This is a genomic window from Rhodococcus sp. T9N (assembly GCF_024436645.1).
Taxonomy (GTDB): Bacteria; Actinomycetota; Actinomycetes; order Mycobacteriales; family Mycobacteriaceae; genus Rhodococcus_F; species Rhodococcus_F qingshengii.
The window spans coordinates 270,925-289,206 of the sequence record NZ_JAMSKS010000006.1 but is presented as its reverse complement, the minus strand read 5'-3'; the positions used below and the strand labels follow the sequence as shown (position 1 = coordinate 289,206).

Sequence of the window (18,282 nt, the reverse complement as noted above, 5' to 3'; positions counted from 1 at the left end):
GTAGAGCTCGAGTCCGTCTTCGACGATGGGGTCGAGCTCGGCGTCCGCCACCCCCCCCCCCCCCCCCCCCCCCCCCCCCCGCCCCCCCCCCCCCCCCCCCCCACCCCCCCCCCCCCCCCCCCACCCCCCCCCCCCGCCCCCCCCCCCCCCCCCCCCCCCCCCCCACTTCTCGAATTGGGTCGGCTTGCTATTTCTTGCCAGTGACGGCGCTGTAGCCGATCGAGAGCACGGCCGCCGCGGCGATGCTGATGATCCAGCGGATCCAGTCGATTCCACCCGTGTCGCCCTTGTCCGAGATCGCCCCCCAGACCCAGTACCCGATAAGCGCTCCGGCGATACCCAGCACGACGGTCACGATCATGCCGTACTGCTGCTTACCTGGCAGTACGAGACGAGCCAGGATTCCGATGACTGCGCCGAAAATGATGGTTCCGATAATTTGCCCCATGACAGCCCCTCTCACACGTCGTGCATGCACGCGGACGGAAGATCACCGCTCAGGGAAACAATAACCACAGTCACACACAACTGTCGCTTGTTGACCGAATTGTTGTCCGAGATGCAACCTCGACGCGTTACATCCACGACATTCGCGAGTTATTTTTTCGCAATCAAGCGGACCTACCGTTCCCATCCATGCCAACTTCCGTAAAACTGCCGAACAGCGAGCTCGCGCGACTCGCCAACAAGCCGCCCTGGTACCGATCACTGTTCGTGCAATTGATCGCCGCTATCGTCATCGGTGTTCTCATCGGCTGGTTGTGGCCGGAATTCGGCGCGAACCTCAAGCCCCTCGCCGACGGGTTCATCAAGCTGATCAAAATGCTGATCGCGCCGATCATCTTCTGCACCGTTGTGATCGGGATCGCCCACGTCGGGGATCTGAAGGCCGTAGGGCGTATCGGCGTCAAAGCACTCATCTACTTCGAGGTCGTGACCACCTTCGCCCTGTTGTTCGGGCTGCTCATCGGAAATCTGATGAAGCCGGGTGCGGGATTCGACATCGATCCGGAGACGCTGGCGAACGGTGCGGACGCCGTGGCAGCCAAGACCGGAAGTGGCGAACTTCCCCACACCGTCGAATTCCTGCTCAATATCATTCCGGTGTCGATAGTTTCGGCCTTCGCCGAGAACGCACTCCTCCAAGTCCTCTTCTTCGCCGTACTGTTCGGGCTCGCATTGGCCAAGGCGGGCGAGAGTGGACCACCGATCGTGTTCGAACTCGTCGATCGTCTGAGCCATCTGTTCTTCACGATCATCGGCTGGATCATGAGACTGGCGCCGTTGGGCGCTTTGGGCGCGATGGCGTACATCGTCGGTCAGTACGGGATCGCTTCGCTCGGAAGTTACGGAAAGCTGATCGCCGCATGCTATCTCGCCGCCGTCCTGTTCATCCTCATCCTGGCCGCGATAGTCAGGTACTTCGCGGGCGTGAACCTGTGGAAGTTCGTCAAGTACATCAAGGACGAACTCTTCCTCGCTTTGGGAACGGCGTCGACCGAAGTAGTTCTGCCCCGAATCATGGTCAAGCTCACCAACGCCGGATGCTCGCGCACTACAACAGGATTGGTGGTGCCTACCGGCTACTCGTTCAATCTCGACGGCGCGACGCTGTACCTGTCGATCTGCATGCTGTTTCTGGCGCAGGCACTCGGCGTGGACCTGACACTCGGTGAACAGATCACTGCCGTCCTGGTTCTGATGCTCACCTCGAAGGGAATGGCCGGCGTGCCGGGATCGTCATTCCTGGCGCTGTCGGCCACCGTGGCCGCAATCGGTCACGGCGCAATTCCAGTTGCCGCAGTCGCTCTCCTACTGGGCGCCGATCGAATCATGGATTCGATGCGGGTGTCGGTGAACCTGCTCGGGAACTGTGTCGCAACCTTCGTGGTCGCCAATTGGGAGGGGCAGCTCGACAAGGAGCGCATGCGCCGAGTGCTCGACGGAGAAGACGTTCCACCGCTCGAGGAAGTCGATCCGATCACCGGGAAAACTGTTCCGGCACCCGAAGCCGAGGGCGCCGTGCCCCGTTGAGGAGATGGTGACCACCGGCTGCGCGTCGGAATCGGTGCTGAAGGTTCGCGGGGACGTACTTGACCGGAATACTCAGACCAGCACGCCCGAACGCAAATATTTGCAGGGGGTGGCGAGCTTGCCGACTAAGGACTGGTGAATTCACAGATATTCCACGTGCGCTGGGCTAACTCGGCACCAGGGAAAGCATCCTCCACTATCTCAATATTGCTACGCGGTTGCCATTGTTCAGATCCGAAGATCAGCGAACTGCCAGCATTATGTTTGCCGAAAATAGAAGGACTAAAGTCCACTGTTCAGCCGACAAACAGACTCGAGTGAGCAAAGAATCAAACATTGCGGAAACCATTCTTCCGAACACAGAAACGCGCATCTAGCTGCACTTATGTCGACTCCTCGACGGAGTGGGCATTTGCAAAAATGACCGAAATCTCACCACTCCAAATTGCCGAAACGGACACCCATTGCTATCGTAACCTTTGCGAAGGACTGGACTAATTGCCCAGCAAAGGAGCCAAGTGACCGAGTCCATGCAAGAAATTGAACACTTGTCCACTAATCGACTCTCCGTGGTTGTTCCAGTATTCAACGAAGAAAACTCCCTTTCGAACTGCATCGAGCGCTTACTGATCCAGTCCGAAATCGACGAGATTCTGGTCGTCGACAACAACTCGACGGACAGCACCGCATCGATCATTCACAAGTTCGCCGAGAAGCACGACCGAGTGAGATATGTCTTCGAGGCCCGGCAAGGCGTCGTTCATGCGCGGAACGCCGGCTTCGACGCCTCGACCGGCAACATCATCGGTCGGATCGACGCAGACACGCGGGTCCAACCGGGATGGGCCCGTGCGGTCAAAGGTTTCTTCCAGCGCAGCACTGCGCATTCAGCGGTCGCCGGACTCACCTATCTCTTCGAATCGCCGTTTGCCCGAATCCACCGTTTCGCACTGGACCGTCAGGTCAAGCAGGGAAAGTTCGATTGCGAACGTCAAGTACTTGCTGTCGCCGGAGCAAACATGGCGATCAGAAAAAGCGCATGGCTGGCCGTCCGCGAGCGAGTCAGCGACCGGCCGGACATCCACGAAGATATCGACCTTTCACTGTGCCTTCGGAAGGAAGGGATGACGATCGGTCAGATCGCCGACATGCGAGCAGAAACGTCCGGTCGACGCGGTGAAACCCCTCCGTTGGAGTACCTGAAGTACAACCAGGCATCCGAATCGGTTTTGCACCTTCACAACATCATGAATTGGCGCCTCAAACTGACAATCTGGGGCGACTCGATGCTCCACGCGCTCATGTGGCCCGTTTACCGCCTCTACAACTTCGAGCAGGAGCGCCTGGAGTTCAGGCGCTTGTTTGGCAGATCGCAGGGTCGAATCATGCCGGTTCACCAGTAGCCCATCGATTTCGATAATCACCGCAGATTCGAAGTGATAGTGCAGAATACGGTCTCGTAGCTGATCCACACGATCGTTCGCCGACAACTGGTCGAGGTATACCGATGCCCGGTCACCATCGACGACAATTCGGCCGCGAGGGCGAGGTCGACAACCTCTTCGACGATCACCCGTCGCATTGCGCCATTGATCAGTGGAATCTTGAATACCTTACCGACGGCGGTTGGCAACTCGACGACGAGCTCATGCGCCGAGTACACGGGGGCGAAGACGTTCCATCGCTCGGGGAAGTCGATCCGCACGGGAAGGCCGTTCGGCATAGTTCGATCTGAATCTCGCAGTAAACCTACGCCGAGGCCAAACAGTCGGGCAGTCCGTCTCATCAAGTCATCCACCACGGTATGGAATGCGTGAGATACGGCATAAGTTCTGGCACTCGAACGACGGCCCACACATCGACCGACAGCCGGCGCCGCCACAGCCCTCTTATCGATCAGATATCCCGCTACCTGCAATTTTACAAACAAGAATCTCAACAAAAAGAACAAATCGTACACCAGTAGCCATGCGGCCGTTTCGGCATGGCGTACCTACCCGAGTGCCACGATTTTGAAGGTGAAAAATTGATTGATACCGTTATTTTGTGAAGATTCACCCGAACCGTAAACCTCAGGAACGATTGTGACGTCCCCAAAGCAATCGACTGAGAATCCTCACCGAAATATATTGTCGGTCGTTGTACCTGTGTTTAACGAAGAGGCAGGAATCGCGGACTGCATTGACCGTCTGCTCGCGCAAGGTGACACAATCGATGAAATCTTGATAGTCGACAACAACTCCACCGACCGAACCGCCTCGATAATAGAACGCTACGCAGGGTCACACGAAAAAGTTCGATATATCTTCGAGTCACGCCAAGGTGTTGTGCATGCCCGAAATGCGGGTTTTGACGCGTCTTCTTGTGAACTGGTCGGCCGAATCGACGCCGACACCCGGGTCCAGACCGGATGGGCGGCCGCGATTTGCGAATTCCTCGGCCCCAACTCCACCCACTGCGCCGTTGCGGGCGTCACATACCTCTTCGAATCCCCTTTCTCGCGCGTCCACCGGTTCGTACTTGACCGACAAATTCGACGTGGAAAGTTCAATCATGATCGCCGAGTGCTAGCTGCTACCGGAGCGAACATGGCCGTGAAAAGATCAGCGTGGCTAGAAGTGCGGAAGAATTTGAGCGAGCGCACTGACATTCACGAAGACATGGATCTCTCGATATGTCTCCAGAAGATCGGGTTGACAATCGGACAGTGCGACTCCATGCGCGTCGAAACATCGGGGAGGCGGGGAGAAACACCTCCGCGCGAATACTCGAAGTACAACCGCGCTTCTGAATCGGTCCTTCGACTCCACAACATCATGAATTGGCGCTTCAAGTTCCTGATCCGGCTGGACACAGTTGTCCACGCCTTGGCATGGCCGATTTACCGTGCATACAATTTCGAGCAGGAGCGTTTTGAGTTCAGACGCTTGTTCGGCAAATCGCAAGGACGAATCATGCCGGTCAACCAGTAGCCAATCCAGCTCGCTATTCACTACAGGTGCGAAGTGACAGTGCAGCAGAGACCCCCTCGTTGCTGATGGGCACAAAAGTCCGCCGTGTCCTCCACGGGGTACACCGAAACCCGCTCATCGATGACCGTTCGGGCCGCTGACCGACGAGTACCGAGCGCTTATCCGAGTGTATTAACGGACATGCACCACACCGGATCTCACGCCACCTTCAACGCCGTGATGCGGTCTTCACTGGAACGCAACAGCACCTTCTCCCCCGCCCACAGCTCGCGCGGCATCACCCAAGGCGTGAACTCGTCGTCCCCGTCCTGGACGACTTGGACCTCCCAACTACGTTGGCCGGTCCTGACATCTGTTCCGTAGACGTTTCCCTCGTCGATAACGACATCGCCGTGCCAGACAACCTCCCCGGCGCGCTCGGCGTTCGATCGCCACAGGACCTCACCGGTGAAGAGGTCCACGAACTGGACCTCGGGCTCGGAACTGGAGCGGGTCACGGCGATCACGTTACCGATCACCGCCAACGACTGTGCGGTGTCGAAGACTTCACTGTTGGACCACAACTTCTCACCCGAAGTCCGGTCGAAACCGCTGTGTCCCAGAATGATCGGAGTCGATCCTCCTGCGGGATTATCTCGGCTGTATCGCCCGCCGTAGTACGAGGACTCCGAGGGCAGTTCGTCTGTCCTGGCGAACTCGCGCCCGTTCTGATCGAGCGCGTACTCACTTGTCGGACGGCCATTGCCTTCGCAACCGCCATCCGACACCAATGTCACGCCGTCCGACGATGTGTGCGCGGTCGAACAGGTGGAGTAACCGTGTACCCACCGCTGTTCGCCGGTCTTCAGGTCGAATCCCAGAGACTCGTCGAGAGCGATCACACCCAGATCGCCGTGCACCGACATCACCGGATCGACGTATCCGGCTTCCCACGATCCACCGACGTCGAACGCTTTGGACCAGTTCGCTTCCGGATCGTCGACGGTTCCGCTGTGCACGCGAACGTCGTTGCTCTCGATATCACCCTCGAGCGCGAGGACCGTGTCACCCGAGACAACCGCGATGATCGGTGCCCACGGCGTCTTGATGTCTCGACGCTCTCCTGTCTCGATATCGAAAAGTGAGTACGAACCACCGGATACGTACGGCCCGGAGAAACACAGCACCGAACTGCCGAGCAGAGTCTCGGAGCAACCACCGACGTCGACCGCCGACGTGCGCCAACGGACAGTGCCGTCGTCGGCATCGAGTGCGACCAATTCCGCGTCGTCCAACGAATATGCCTGGCGGTCCGGCATACCGATCATCGTGACCACGAGTGATCCGGCGTCGATGAATCCGCCCATGTCCATGTTGAATTCGGTTCCAACAAGTGGGCTCCGGAAGATCGCGAACTCGCGCCCGAGAATCTCGGAGGCCTCGACGCTCCATAGCGGCGACGAGATCGCTGTCGGTTCGGAACTCGTCGACGTGACCACCGTGGCGATGGCGGCAGTGACGGTGACTACGGCTGCGGCGGCCGCGATCCGAAGTCGCGATTTCGGGGAGAATCTGGTGGTCATCGAATCTCCAGGCCTTCGGTCGTCGCGAGAAACTCCAACTGCGCGAACGTCATCGGATCGTTCGGGATCGCAGCCGACGACGAAACCGAGACTTGGGTCCCATTCGGGCGGGTGACGACCACCGACCTGCTCGTTTCCTGCGTAGATTCTGCTTTCGAGCCGTCATTTGTCATGGGCACGGTCGCGTAGTTCCGTTCGTCTCGCTCGATCACGGATCCATCCGGTCGCGTCACGACCTCCAAGGGGTGCCCGTCGTAGGAAGGGTCGTATTTGTTGGGCTCCGTAGGGAGTGGTTGTCCGCCGGTAATTGTCATGTTGAGGGTCGACTCGCTGTCTCCCGTCCGAGTGAGAAATCTCTGACATGCGGTGGACCTGTCATTCTCCGAGACCGTCAGAGTGCCCGGTCCGGCATCGAGAATCGGAAAACCCGGAGGTACAGCGCGCCATCTGACTTCGAGTACGGCGTTGAGACGTTCGATCGTCGCGCGATCGAGTTCGGCCACGTCGCCAGAGTCTCGGGGGATCCCGTGGCACCCGGGCGAAAGCGGTGCCGTACCCGGGGGAACGGGAGTAGTGATTCGCAGCTGTGGCATTTCGACAAGGGTTACAAGGTCGTCGAGCGTCAGTGGCACCGCGCCGGAACTCTCTGCGTCCCGACCTCCGTCGTTGTTAGTGTCGTTGACATACGCCTGAATACGGGTCCCGTCGACTCCGTACAACATCGCCGACCGACCAAGGGTGCGTACACCATTGGTTTCGCTCCACGTATCCTGCAGATCCACTACCGACTGGTCAGCCAGCACCCGACGTTCGACGAGCGACCCCGCAACACACGATGGGATCGGATCAGAACTCGAGTGCAGCATCAGGCTGAGCGCGCCGATCTTCCCGTCCCGAATCAGCGTCCCCGACGCAGTGGTGGACGCCAACTCCTCGAGCGAGAAACCCTCGGGCAGCCCATCTGTGTTCGAAGGTGCAGAGATCGGCCCGAACTGCAGCGAATTACCCGGGCTGGCGAACTTCAGCTCGACATCTTTCGGGAGCGCCTGCTTGACCGCTTCCGACATCGCGGCGGCCTTGACACTCGAGAACCACGGAAAGCGTGGATCGTCGTACGTATCAGATCCGTCGAGAATATAGGAGAAGAACGAATCCTCCTCCGGCGCTTCGACACTCTCACAACCCGGAATCGCGGTCGGGTACACCGCGCTCGGCGTGACGTACGAGAATTCAGGCACGTCCTCCGGCGAAATCTCCTCCGGTGTGGACGTAATGCTGATCGACGAAGTCGCAGCTACCGAGATGTCATCGGACGGCGAACTGCTCCACCGATCCACCAGCCCGGCAACCACTGTCCCACCGGCGATCAGGGAGACGACCGTCAGCGCGAAGGTCCACTTCTCGGCCCGCTTCGAATCGGTTTGCTCCTTCGACACGTACCCTCGCAGTCACCGTCACGGCTCGCCCCCGATGCGCGTCGCCTCTGGAATTCCTGTCGCGATCACAGCAATTTCTGTTACCAACCGGATGGTTTCCTATCGCGCGGGCTCCGTATGAACACAGAAGAACGGGGTGCCAGTTGCTGTGCAACCGGCACCCCGTTCTGACTGCCTGAGTGCTTACACCCTCACAGGCACCTGATTCGGGTCTGGATCGGAATCCGGATCCTGCTCGATCGGAATCCGTCGAATCGCTTCACCCTCGATGTCGACGTTCGGCAGGATCTTGTCGAGCCACGCCGGCAACTTCCATGCCGAATCACCGAGAATCGACATGACCGCAGGGATCACGATCATGCGGATGATGAAGGCGTCGAAGAAGACTGCAGCCGCGAGGCCGAAGCCCATCATCTTGCTTGTCGTCTCCGAGGACAGCATGAATGCGCCGAACACGGAGATCATGATGATGGCCGCCGACGCGACCACGCGAGCACCATGGGTGTAGCCGGAGATGATGGCGTCCTTGGCCGACAATCCGTGCACGTATTCCTCGCGCATTCGCGTCACGAGGAACACTTGATAGTCCATCGCCAACCCGAAGACCACACCGATCATGAAGATCGGCAGGAACGAGATGATGGGTTGTGTGTGCTCGATCAGCCCGAAGTCGCCCTCCTGGAAGATGGCCACCGTGGCGCCGAAGGTCGCACAGACGGAAAACAGGAATCCGAGAGTTGCGGTCAGCGGCACCAGGATCGAGCGGAAGACGACCATCATGATGATGAACGCCAGCCCCACAACCACGATGAGATACGGGATGAGCGCGGAACTGAGCTTCGACGACATGTCGGCAACGATCGCGGTTTGCCCCGCTACACCGAGTTCTGCGCCTTCCGATTTCACCGTCGATCCGTAATCCCGGATCTGATTCATCAGCTCGTGAGTTTCGGGGCCGCTCGGTGACATCTGCGGGGTGACCGCGATGAGCGCAGAGTTGGCGCCCGCCATCGGGTTTGCCGCGTCGGGTCCGTTTCCGACCCACATCAACTGATCCGGAGTTGCGACGTTGTCGAGGCCCTTGATGTGCGCGACAGTGCCTTCGGCAATCGCGGTGATATCGGTGCCGTCAGGCGCGTCGAGCACGACGAACAATTCGCCATTGACGCCTTCACCGAACCCACGTTGCAGCAGGGCAAGTGCCGGCCGCTCTTCGTCCTGAGTGAACGAGAGTCCGAGTTCGAGCTTCGTCATCGGAATAGCCGCGATCACCAGAAGCACCAGCGCAGCACCCGCGATCGGCCACGGGTACTTGGTGACTATCTTGGCCCAGCGATGTCCGTTGGATTCCATCGTCTCGGGCTCGTCACCGTGGCGAAGCCCGGGGATACGAGGCGAGAACGCGAATCTGCCGAAGATACCCAGGACAGCCGGGATCAACGTGATTGCGCCGAGGACGGCGATGATGACGGCAACCGCTGCAGAGATTCCCATCTGGGTGATCATCGGAACCCCGACCACCGCCAGGGCCGCCAGCGCGACCACAACCGTCAGGCCGGCGAAGACGACCGACGAACCGGCAGTACCCACTGCGCGCCCGGCAGCGGCTTCCCTCGTTCCGCCCAAATTGAGCTCACTGCGGTAACGCGAAACGATGAACAACGCGTAGTCGATCGAGACTGCGATGCCGATCATCGTGACGATTCCCGTGACGCCTTCGTTGATGTCGAAGAAGCCCGAGCCGAGAGTGACAGTCAGAGTGGCCAGCGCAATTCCCAGAATTGCAGTGAACAACGGGATGAACGCCGCGATGAGTGCACCGAACGCCACGATCATCACGATGAACGCCACCGCGAAGCCGAGCATCTCCGACAGACCGCCCGCGGCCTGCACCTGCATCATCGAGCCGGTTCCTTCGACTTGCAAGCCGCCGGTGCGGAACTTTGCCATCAAGTCGAGGAACGCGGTCTTGTTGGCCTGCGTCTGATCCTCGATGCGAATCGACTGATTGAGCTGGATCAGCCCGACCTTGCCGTTGTCGCCGAGAACGGCCGACGCCACCGCTGGATTGGCCTCCGCGAGGGTGACCGGATTGACGATCTTCTCGGGATCGACGATGTCCGGCAACGTCTTCGCCTGCGCGATCAACTGATCGATCTGATCGCTGTGCGCGGCAAGCCCGTCGTCTGCCGCGATGAGAATACTGGTCGACGCCTGAGTTTGCTGCTCCGCTGCAGCTGCAAAGTTCTCGTTCATCAACTCGGTCGCACGCTGTGAATCGGTGCCCGGAAGGTTGAATTCTTTGGAGAACGTCGGATTTGTGGCGCTGATAGCGCCCCCCACCACCGCGATCACGATAATCCACGCGGCCACCACAAGATACTTGTGGCGGAAAGCGAACTTCCCCAACCTGTAAAGATACGTAGCCAACGTAGGCCTCTCTCGCCGTGGACTGGTCTGTCCGAAGAACACGGAGTCTTTCGGTGCCAAGGTCATACGGTACGGACCGACCGGCTCGTTGGCACCTGGTATATCTGCGAAAACGGCATATCCGGCGCGCTCTCCGTCTCCTTTTCAGACCGCTCGGTACCGTGGACACGACACGGGCAGGCGCCTCACCAGAGCAGACGTCGCGTAGTACGAAAGGCAATCCCATGAATCACGGCCAGGCCGTCGATCGCGATCTCCTCCTTGCAGGCCAACAGCGACTCGACGCGCGGGGGCCACGATTGACGGGATCACCTTCACACCACGCGGTGGTGGAGGAAGTCGCGAACGAACTGACCGAACTGGGCCTCGAAGTCCGGCGTGATTCACACACTTTCGAACGCTGGGATCTACCGGCAACGTCTGACGGACTTCGCATCGAATTGCCCACGGGGCCGATCAAGGTTTCGTCCGCATTCCCCTACTCGGGATTGACCGGCCCTCAGGGAATCTCCGCTCCCCTGGTCCACGTCAGCGCGCGACGCCCCAAGTGGTCCTTGGCCAGGGGCGCGATCGCAGTGATCGAGGTCCCGCACATCGATCTTCCGCGCAAGCTACTGGTCAGCGAGTGGGGTCCGATCGCCAACGACGAGACTCTTCGAAATCCGGTTCTCTCCGCGACTCTTCTTGGCCCGAAACTCGACAAGGCCCGCAAAGCCGGAGTGCTCGGCGTGATCGCGGTGTGGCGTGACATCGCTCCGGACAACGCGCTGGGACAATATCTTCCGTTCACGCAGCCGTACCACGACATCCCCGCCGTCTGGGTGGCCGGCGACGAGGGCAGGAAGGTTGTCGCTGCAGCTCGTTCCGGCCAGCGGGCCACTCTCGTTCTGGATGCAACTCTGCATCCGGACACCCGGACCGACACGGTGTGGGCGGTATCCCCGGGGACATCACCGGAAGAGACGATTCTGCTCATCACTCACAGCGACGGAACCAACGGCGTCGAGGAGAACGGGCATCTGGGAATGTTGGCCTTGGCGCGTCACGCCGTCGCGCAGCCGCATCGACGGTCGTACGTTTTTGTGCTGACGACCGGCCACCTTCGCATTCCAGCGGTGTCCAAGCACGGACAGGCAACGTCCACCTGGCTCGAAGCACACCCCGAGATGTGGAAGGGCGAAGACGGTCAGGCGCGCGCAGTAGCGGGGATCGCAATCGAACACCTCGGCGCACTGGGTGATACCGAGAACACCTCGATCGGCAGCTATTCGTTGGAGACCACTCCGGAACCGGAACTGCTCTACGCGACGAGTCGGGAAGTACACGACATCGTTGCACCGCTGTGGCGCGACATCGGGGCAGGCGATCGCCGAATCGTGGCGCCAGGACCGGTCATTCATTTCGGTGAGGGTGAACCGTTGTTCGAGCGGAAGATCCCGGCAGTCGCCTTGGTGACGGCGCCTCAGTACCTGCTCGCTCTGCGTGACGCCGACACCATCACGCACGTCGATCTCGACGCGAAGGTCAAACAGGTCGAAAGTTTCCGCGATCTGCTCGACGCCTTCGACGCAACCGACACCGCGGCTTTCGGTCCGGTGGTCTCGCGCTCGGTGTTCGCGAAGTTCTCGGCGAAACTACTGTTTATGATTTTTTGGTCGAACCCAAATAAATTGTGGTGTGCGCCTTTATAAACCGCCCGCGTTTAATAATGGCGCACAGCAGTTGTCCTACTTGTCGTGAATGATCACGCCACGGATGTTCTTGCCGTCACGTAGATCCTGGTAGCCCTTGTTGACGTCTTCGAGGCTGTAGGTGTTGGTGATCAGTTCGTCGAGCTTGAGCTGACCGGCATCGTAGAGACGCAGCAGTCGCACGATGTCGTACTGCGGATTCATGGACCCGAACAACGTGCCCTTGATCGTCTTCTGATTCAGCGTCAGGTCGGTACCCGACACGTGAACGGTCAGCTTGGCGGGGTCGGCGAGTCCCGTGATCACCACGGTGCCACCCTTGCCGATCACTGCCGTCGCTGCACTGACCACGTCCTCGTCGACGGTGCCGACAAGGATGAGCGCAGCGTCGGCACCCTGTCCCCACGTCAGCTCGTTGACCTTGGCAGCAGCGCTCTCGGCGTCTGCAAAGGCATGGGTTGCACCGAACTTCAGTGCGGTCTCACGCTTGAGAGCAACCGGATCGACCACAACGACGTACTTGCAGCCGGCCGAAACGGCGCCCTGGACGGCGTTGATGCCGAGACCACCGATGCCGTAGATCACAGCGGTGTCACCGGCGCGAAGGTTACCGGCATTTACTGCCGTTCCCCAACCCGAAGGCACGCCGCAGCCGACGACCACCGCTGTCTCCAAGGGAAGCCAGTCGTCGATCTTGACTACCGAGTGCTGAGAAATGGTGGCGCGCTCGGAGAACGTTCCCAACATGCACATTCCGCCGAAATCCATTCCGTTGCCGTGGAAACGGAAGGAACCGTCGGGCATCGAGCCTTCGAGGATGGTGGCACCCATGTCGCAGAGGTTCTGGCGACCGGTCGAGCAGTAGCGACAGGTGCCGCAGTTGGGGATGAAGCTACACACGACATGGTCGCCCGGCTTGACCTTCGTGACGCCTGGGCCGACCTCTTCGATGATGCCCGAGCCTTCGTGTCCGCCGACGATCGGGTAACGCGGCGGGAGATCACCGTCGGTCAGGTGCAGATCCGAATGGCACAGTCCGGCAGCGGTGTACTTGATCAGTACCTCACCCACACCCGGGCCGTCGAGGTCGAGTTCCATTATCTCGAAAGGCTTTCCGGGCTCGAGCAGTACAGCAGCTTTGGTCTTCACTGGTGATCTCCTTGATTGTCGGACGAGAGAATGAGCGATGGGGTCGGTCAGAGAGCGATGTTGACGGCCTTGGTCTGGGTGTAGAGATCGATAGCCGAAGCGCCGAGCTCGCGGCCCCAGCCGGACTGCTTGTATCCACCGAAGGGCATTGCAGTGTCGAAGCCGTTGTACTGGTTGATCCACACCGAACCGGCCTTCAAGCGCTTCGCCGTGCGGTGAGCCTTGGAAATGTCCCGGGTCCAGATGCCGGCGGCCAAGCCGTAGATGGAATCGTTTGCGGCAGTGATCGGTCCGTCGTCCGCGTTGAACGGCAGCGCCGCCACGACGGGTCCGAAGATCTCCTCCTGAACGATGGAGAATTCGGGCTTGACGTCAACGAAGACGGTCGGCTCGACGAAGTAGCCCTGATCGCCCCAGCGGTTGCCGCCCGTCAGTGCACGTGCGCCGTCGGCGATTCCCTCACGCAGGTAGCCGGTCACCTTGTCGAACTGCTCCTGCGAGACCAGCGGTCCGAGCTGGGTGGTGGGATCGAGGCCGGGTCCGATCTTGACCTGGCTCGCTGCGTGCGCGACGGCCTCGGTGAACTTCTCGAAGATGGTGTCCTCGACGTACAGACGAGTACCCGCAACGCAGCACTGTCCGTGGTTGAACAGCCACGCGTTGAGCGAACCCTCCACCGCGGAATCGAAATCGGCGTCGGCGAACACGATATTGGGGCTCTTGCCACCGAGCTCGAGCGTAACCTTCTTCAGATTGCCCTTGGCGGCGTCGACGATCTTCTTACCCACCTCGGTGGAACCGGTGAACGCAACCTTGTCCACGTCGTCGTGGCCGGACAGAGCAGCACCTGCATCGCCGAAGCCGGGAACGATGTTGACGACGCCGGGCGGGAAGCCTGCTTCTTCGAAGACCTCCGCGAGAAGCAGTGCGGTGAGCGGGGTCTGCTCAGCGGGCTTGAGGATCACCGTGTTGCCGGCGGCGAGCGCGGGGGCGAGCTTCCACGACGACATCAGCAGCGGGAAGTTCCACGGCACGATCAGTCCACATACGCCGATCGCCTCACGCAGGGTGTAGGCGTGGAACTCGCCGCCCGGAGAGAACGGCATCGACACGTTGACGGTGCTGCCTTCGATCTTGGTGGCCCAACCCGCGTAGTAGCGGAAAACGTCTGCGGCCCAAGCCACGTCGACGGCGGTGGCGATGGCAACGGACTTGCCGTTGTCGAGAGCTTCGAGCTGACCGAATTCCTCGGCACGAGCACTGAGAATGTCGCCGACGCGCCAGATCATCCGCTCGCGCTCGTTTGCCTTCATACGTGACCAGGGGCCGTCCTCGAAAGCCGTTCGAGCGGCCCGTACCGCGCGGTCGATGTCTTCAGCCTGGCCGTGTGCCACGTCTGCGAGCTTCTGTCCGTCAGCCGGGTTGTACGTCGCGAAGGTCTGACCCGAAGCGGCGTCGACGAATTCGCCGCCGATGTAGAGCTTCTTCGGTCCGTTCAGGAAACCCTGTACCGCGGAACTGATGGTGTGTTCGGCTACTGCCGTCATCGGAAACTCCCCTGAAGTAGTGAGGTGCGAATGTGATGCACGCCATATTTCCGCGCTTCCAGGGGTGCTAACTGTCCGAACTTTGTACAACTGAAGTCGGACAGCAAACTACACAGTGATGTCGAGCGCCCGCATCCGTGTGTAGAGAGTGCTTCGGCTGATTCCGAGTTGCGCCGACGCGTGAACCTTGTTGCCGCCACAGTCTTTCAACGCTCCGATGATCGCCTGGCGCTCGGCTTTCTCCCGCCCTGCCAACCGCGACACCTTGGTCGTGGTGCGATAGTCCTCGGGCAGATCAGCGACGTCGATGCGATTGCTCGAGCGTTCATCCGAGGCGCGATTCAACACGACGCGCAATTCTGCCAGGTTGCCCGGCCAATTGGCCGCCGCGAGTGCTTCGGCAGCGCTGGCGGTCAACCTCAGTTCTGGCGAGATCCCCTCCAACATTACTTGTGCCAACTCGGCGATCTCAGCCTGTCGCTCGCGCAGTGGGGTGATGACAACCCGGGAGGCGCATCGTGAGAGCAGCGCGGCGATGGTCGGCGGAAGATCAACTGCCGCTCCGCTGGTCAGTACGATTTTCGGCCCCTCAGCGCTGGCGTCGATCAGGTCTGCGACCAGCGGCAAGACCGAGTCAGGAAGGAGTTGCACCTGTTCGATCACGACCACGCCCGAACGCTTACGGGCTGCTCGCACGAGATCGGTGACCCACTGCTCACGGCCGTCGAACGCGATTCGCGTGGCATCGAGCCAACTCGCATCGACACTGCCGACGACATCCGATGCTGCCGAGGTTCGGCCGGATCCCGCTTCACCAGAGATCGCCACTGCGGCAGAGGTTGCCCGCGCCCGCATCAGGTCGCGCCGCAGTCGTTCGCCCGGAGACGGTGCCCGCTCGTGCGTTCTGCGGATCGGTGCCCGTTCCCGTTGGAGTGGTTCGACCAGGAAGAGCGCACCACCGTCAGCCCCGGAAATCCGGTCGGCTTGAACTCGCGCCAGAGCGCCGGACGCCAATTCGACTGTCACCAATCGTGATTGGTCCGGATTCAGGTCGGCAATCAAGGAACGGAGCGATACATGGTCTGCGGTGTCGAGCAGATCCAAAGCGGTTCGGTTGCTCAGCAGGATGTCGTCGCCGATGGCCGCGACGGCAATGTGGCGCTGATGTGAAACTCGCTGGAATGCGTCGACCAGCCGCTGCTCCGATGCTTTCGAGCCTTCGAGCAGCCGTTTCTCGATGTCCGCTGCAGCACGCGCAAGGAAGGGCGCGAACAGTGGGTTGGCCTGCGAGACAACGCCGGTCATGTCGAGAATGCCTTCGACACGACGTGTGACGGGATGCAGGATCGGCTGTCCGTAGCAGCTCAAACCCTTGAGGCTGTCGAGGAAATGCTCGTCACCGTGGATCACCACGCTTCGTCCGACCTCGAGGGGCGTACCGAGCGCGTTGGTGCCGGCGTGCTCTTCGCCGAAGCGTGAACCGTTGACGACGCCCAACCGCTCGATCGTTCGCTCGACGCGACTGTCGGAGTACACCGAAGCGACGACGCGGCATTCTCGATCAGCAAGCAGCACGCAGAAACCGGTGCCCGCGATCTGTTGCGAAACTTCGTCGAGCACGGGTGCGGCGGCCCGGAGCAGACGAGACTCACCGTCCTGCTCCTCGGTGTCCACGGCGATGGCCGACGACGGGTCGAGGCCACTGAGTCGAGAACGCTTCCAGGAGAGCGCGATCTCGGGGCGTACCGGCTCACGCTCCCCTGGGTTCGCGGACATACTCTCAGGCCTGACCGATCAATTCGATCGCCTGTTCTCGCATCGCGATCTTGCGGACCTTGCCCGTGACTGTCATCGGGAACTCGTCGACGACATGGACGTACCGCGGAATCTTGTAGTGCGCGAGCTTGCCGGTGCAGAACGCGCGGACCGAATCGGCGTCGAGATCATCTGCACCTTCGCGCATCTGGACCCACACCATCAATTCCTCGCCGTACTTTGCGTCGGGTACACCGATGACCTGCGCATCGAGAATGTCGGGGTGGGTGTAGAGGAACTCCTCGATCTCACGCGGATAGACGTTCTCGCCACCGCGGATGACCATGTCCTTGATGCGTCCCGTGATGGCGACGTATCCGGCCTCGTCCATGACTCCGATGTCTCCGGTGTGCATCCACCGGGCAGCGTCGATCGCCTCGGCGGTCTTCTCCGGGTTCTCCCAGTATCCGAGCATGACCGAGTAACCACGCGTGCACAGTTCACCCGGCTCGCCACGGGGCACCGTCAATCCGGTTGCCGGATCGACGATCTTGATCTCGAGATGCGGCCCTACCCGTCCGACCGTTTCGGTGCGCTGCTCGATCGAATCGTCCGAGCGGGTCTGCAACGACACCGGCGAGGTCTCCGTCATGCCGTAGCAGATGGACACCTCCGACATGCCCATGCGATCGATGACCTGCTTCATCACCTCGACCGGGCAGGGCGTGCCCGCCATGATGCCGGTGCGAAGGGACGACAGATCGAAGCTGTCGAAGTCCGGCAACGCCAACTCCGCGATGAACATCGTCGGAACGCCGTAGAGGGACGTGCACTTTTCGGCCTGAACGGCTTCGAGCGAAGCACGCGGATCGAAAGCCGGACCCGGAATGACCATGGCAGCACCGTGACTGGTGCACGCAAGGTTGCCCATTACCATGCCGAAACAGTGGTAGAACGGCACCGGGATGCACACCCGATCGACCTCGCTGTAGTGGCACAACTCGCCGACGAAATAGCCGTTGTTGAGGATGTTGTGGTGACTGAGCGTCGCGCCCTTCGGGAAACCGGTAGTACCCGAGGTGTATTGGATGTTGATCGCGTCGTCGGCCGACAACGCGGCCTGGGCTGCGGCGAGCGGAGCCGGATCGCTTGCCTGCGCCGCCAAGCCGTCTGCAAGCACCGCGTCCCACTCGGGTGAACCGAGCAGGAGCACCGACGTCAGATCCGGGCACTGCGGCCGCACCGTCTCGATCATCGACGCGTAGTCCGAGGTCTTGAAGCTGGCCGCAGACACCAGCGTCGAGATCCCGGCCTGCTCGAGCACGTACTGCAACTCGTGCGAGCGGTACGCCGGATTGATGTTGACCAGGATCGCGCCGACCTTTGCCGTCGCGTATTGCGTGAACGTCCATTCCGGACAGTTGGGAGCCCAGATTCCTACCCGATCGCCCTTCCCCACACCACGGGAAAGTAGTCCGACAGCGAGCCCGTTCACCTGCTCGGCGAACTCCCGGTACGTCCATCGTCGACCGCTGGCGTGGTCGATCAACGCATCGCGGTCGCCGTGTGCGGCAACCGTGCGATCGAGGTTGTCTCCGATGGTGTCGCCCAGCATCGGACCGTCCCATACTCCGGACGTATAGCTGGGCAGCGGCGTACTCATGTGTTCTGTCCTCTCCGGTTACCTGTTCAGGCACCTATGAGAG

The 18,282-nt window shown here is 60.6% G+C and carries 13 protein-coding genes; 4 read left to right on the top strand and 9 right to left on the bottom strand.

Annotated elements, in window-relative coordinates; genetic code table 11:
• Window positions 1-187 precede the first annotated feature (187 nt).
• Window positions 188-448: a GlsB/YeaQ/YmgE family stress response membrane protein gene (locus M1L53_RS13660; protein ID WP_003942027.1), complete on the bottom strand. Its 261-nt coding sequence runs from the start codon at window positions 446-448 to the stop codon at window positions 188-190.
• Between the two features lie 188 nt (window positions 449-636).
• On the opposite strand from M1L53_RS13660, the gene dctA reads away from it, so the two are divergent.
• A complete protein-coding gene (gene dctA, locus M1L53_RS13655) occupies window positions 637-2,034 on the top strand; it encodes a C4-dicarboxylate transporter DctA (RefSeq protein WP_054186883.1) in 1,398 nt (465 codons plus the stop codon).
• A 569-nt stretch (window positions 2,035-2,603) separates the two neighbouring features.
• Window positions 2,604-3,437, top strand: coding sequence for a glycosyltransferase family 2 protein (locus M1L53_RS13650; protein WP_232318972.1), 834 nt, complete (start codon window positions 2,604-2,606; stop codon window positions 3,435-3,437).
• 17 nt (window positions 3,438-3,454) lie between these two features.
• Here the strand turns inward: M1L53_RS13650 and M1L53_RS13645 are convergent, their stop codons facing one another.
• Window positions 3,455-3,757 (bottom strand): hypothetical protein, encoded by a 303-nt coding sequence (locus tag M1L53_RS13645; protein WP_054186885.1) that lies wholly within the window; start codon window positions 3,755-3,757, stop codon window positions 3,455-3,457.
• Between the two features lie 361 nt (window positions 3,758-4,118).
• On the opposite strand from M1L53_RS13645, the gene M1L53_RS13640 reads away from it, so the two are divergent.
• A complete protein-coding gene (locus M1L53_RS13640) occupies window positions 4,119-5,006 on the top strand; it encodes a glycosyltransferase family 2 protein (protein WP_054186886.1) in 888 nt (295 codons plus the stop codon).
• A 197-nt stretch (window positions 5,007-5,203) separates the two neighbouring features.
• On the opposite strand, the gene M1L53_RS13635 is transcribed toward M1L53_RS13640, so the two are convergent.
• The 3 genes from M1L53_RS13635 to M1L53_RS13625 all read right to left on the bottom strand — a co-directional run bounded on the left by M1L53_RS13635 (window position 5,204) and on the right by M1L53_RS13625 (window position 10,434).
• A complete protein-coding gene (locus M1L53_RS13635) occupies window positions 5,204-6,568 on the bottom strand; it encodes a PQQ-binding-like beta-propeller repeat protein (protein ID WP_054186887.1) in 1,365 nt (454 codons plus the stop codon).
• A complete protein-coding gene (locus tag M1L53_RS13630) occupies window positions 6,565-8,004 on the bottom strand; it encodes a hypothetical protein (RefSeq protein WP_054186888.1) in 1,440 nt (479 codons plus the stop codon). Before M1L53_RS13630 ends, M1L53_RS13635 begins: the two co-directional genes overlap by 4 nt.
• A gap of 183 nt (window positions 8,005-8,187) precedes the next feature.
• Window positions 8,188-10,434 carry an MMPL family transporter gene (locus tag M1L53_RS13625; RefSeq protein ID WP_047268953.1) on the bottom strand — a complete coding sequence of 749 codons (2,247 nt, stop codon included), beginning with the start codon at window positions 10,432-10,434 and terminating at the stop codon, window positions 8,188-8,190.
• A 224-nt stretch (window positions 10,435-10,658) separates the two neighbouring features.
• On the opposite strand from M1L53_RS13625, the gene M1L53_RS13620 reads away from it, so the two are divergent.
• On the top strand, window positions 10,659-12,125 hold the full coding sequence (locus tag M1L53_RS13620; RefSeq protein WP_261949226.1) for a hypothetical protein: 1,467 nt from the start codon (window positions 10,659-10,661) through the stop codon (window positions 12,123-12,125).
• A 36-nt stretch (window positions 12,126-12,161) separates the two neighbouring features.
• Here the strand turns inward: M1L53_RS13620 and M1L53_RS13615 are convergent, their stop codons facing one another.
• The 4 genes from M1L53_RS13615 to M1L53_RS13600 form a co-directional block, all read right to left on the bottom strand.
• On the bottom strand, window positions 12,162-13,274 hold the full coding sequence (locus M1L53_RS13615) for an NDMA-dependent alcohol dehydrogenase (protein WP_003942086.1): 1,113 nt from the start codon (window positions 13,272-13,274) through the stop codon (window positions 12,162-12,164).
• A gap of 47 nt (window positions 13,275-13,321) precedes the next feature.
• Window positions 13,322-14,821, bottom strand: coding sequence for an aldehyde dehydrogenase family protein (locus tag M1L53_RS13610; protein ID WP_019744236.1), 1,500 nt, complete (start codon window positions 14,819-14,821; stop codon window positions 13,322-13,324).
• Window positions 14,822-14,929: 108 nt separating this feature from the next.
• Entirely contained in the window at window positions 14,930-16,597 is a 1,668-nt protein-coding gene (locus M1L53_RS13605) for a sigma-54-dependent Fis family transcriptional regulator (protein WP_003942072.1), read from the bottom strand.
• A gap of 4 nt (window positions 16,598-16,601) precedes the next feature.
• Window positions 16,602-18,239 (bottom strand): AMP-binding protein, encoded by a 1,638-nt coding sequence (locus tag M1L53_RS13600; RefSeq protein WP_261949225.1) that lies wholly within the window; start codon window positions 18,237-18,239, stop codon window positions 16,602-16,604.
• Window positions 18,240-18,282: the final 43 nt, after the last annotated feature.

Coding starts and splice junctions, on each gene's coding strand:
- M1L53_RS13660 (WP_003942027.1), bottom strand. CDS start 448: ATGGGGCAAATTATCGGAACCATCATTTTCGGCGCAGTCATCGGAATC.
- M1L53_RS13605 (WP_003942072.1), bottom strand. CDS start 16,597: ATGTCCGCGAACCCAGGGGAGCGTGAGCCGGTACGCCCCGAGATCGCG.
- M1L53_RS13620 (WP_261949226.1), top strand. CDS start 10,659: ATGAATCACGGCCAGGCCGTCGATCGCGATCTCCTCCTTGCAGGCCAA.
- M1L53_RS13610 (WP_019744236.1), bottom strand. CDS start 14,821: ATGACGGCAGTAGCCGAACACACCATCAGTTCCGCGGTACAGGGTTTC.
- M1L53_RS13645 (WP_054186885.1), bottom strand. CDS start 3,757: ATGCCGAACGGCCTTCCCGTGCGGATCGACTTCCCCGAGCGATGGAAC.
- M1L53_RS13600 (WP_261949225.1), bottom strand. CDS start 18,239: ATGAGTACGCCGCTGCCCAGCTATACGTCCGGAGTATGGGACGGTCCG.
- dctA (WP_054186883.1), top strand. CDS start 637: ATGCCAACTTCCGTAAAACTGCCGAACAGCGAGCTCGCGCGACTCGCC.
- M1L53_RS13635 (WP_054186887.1), bottom strand. CDS start 6,568: ATGACCACCAGATTCTCCCCGAAATCGCGACTTCGGATCGCGGCCGCC.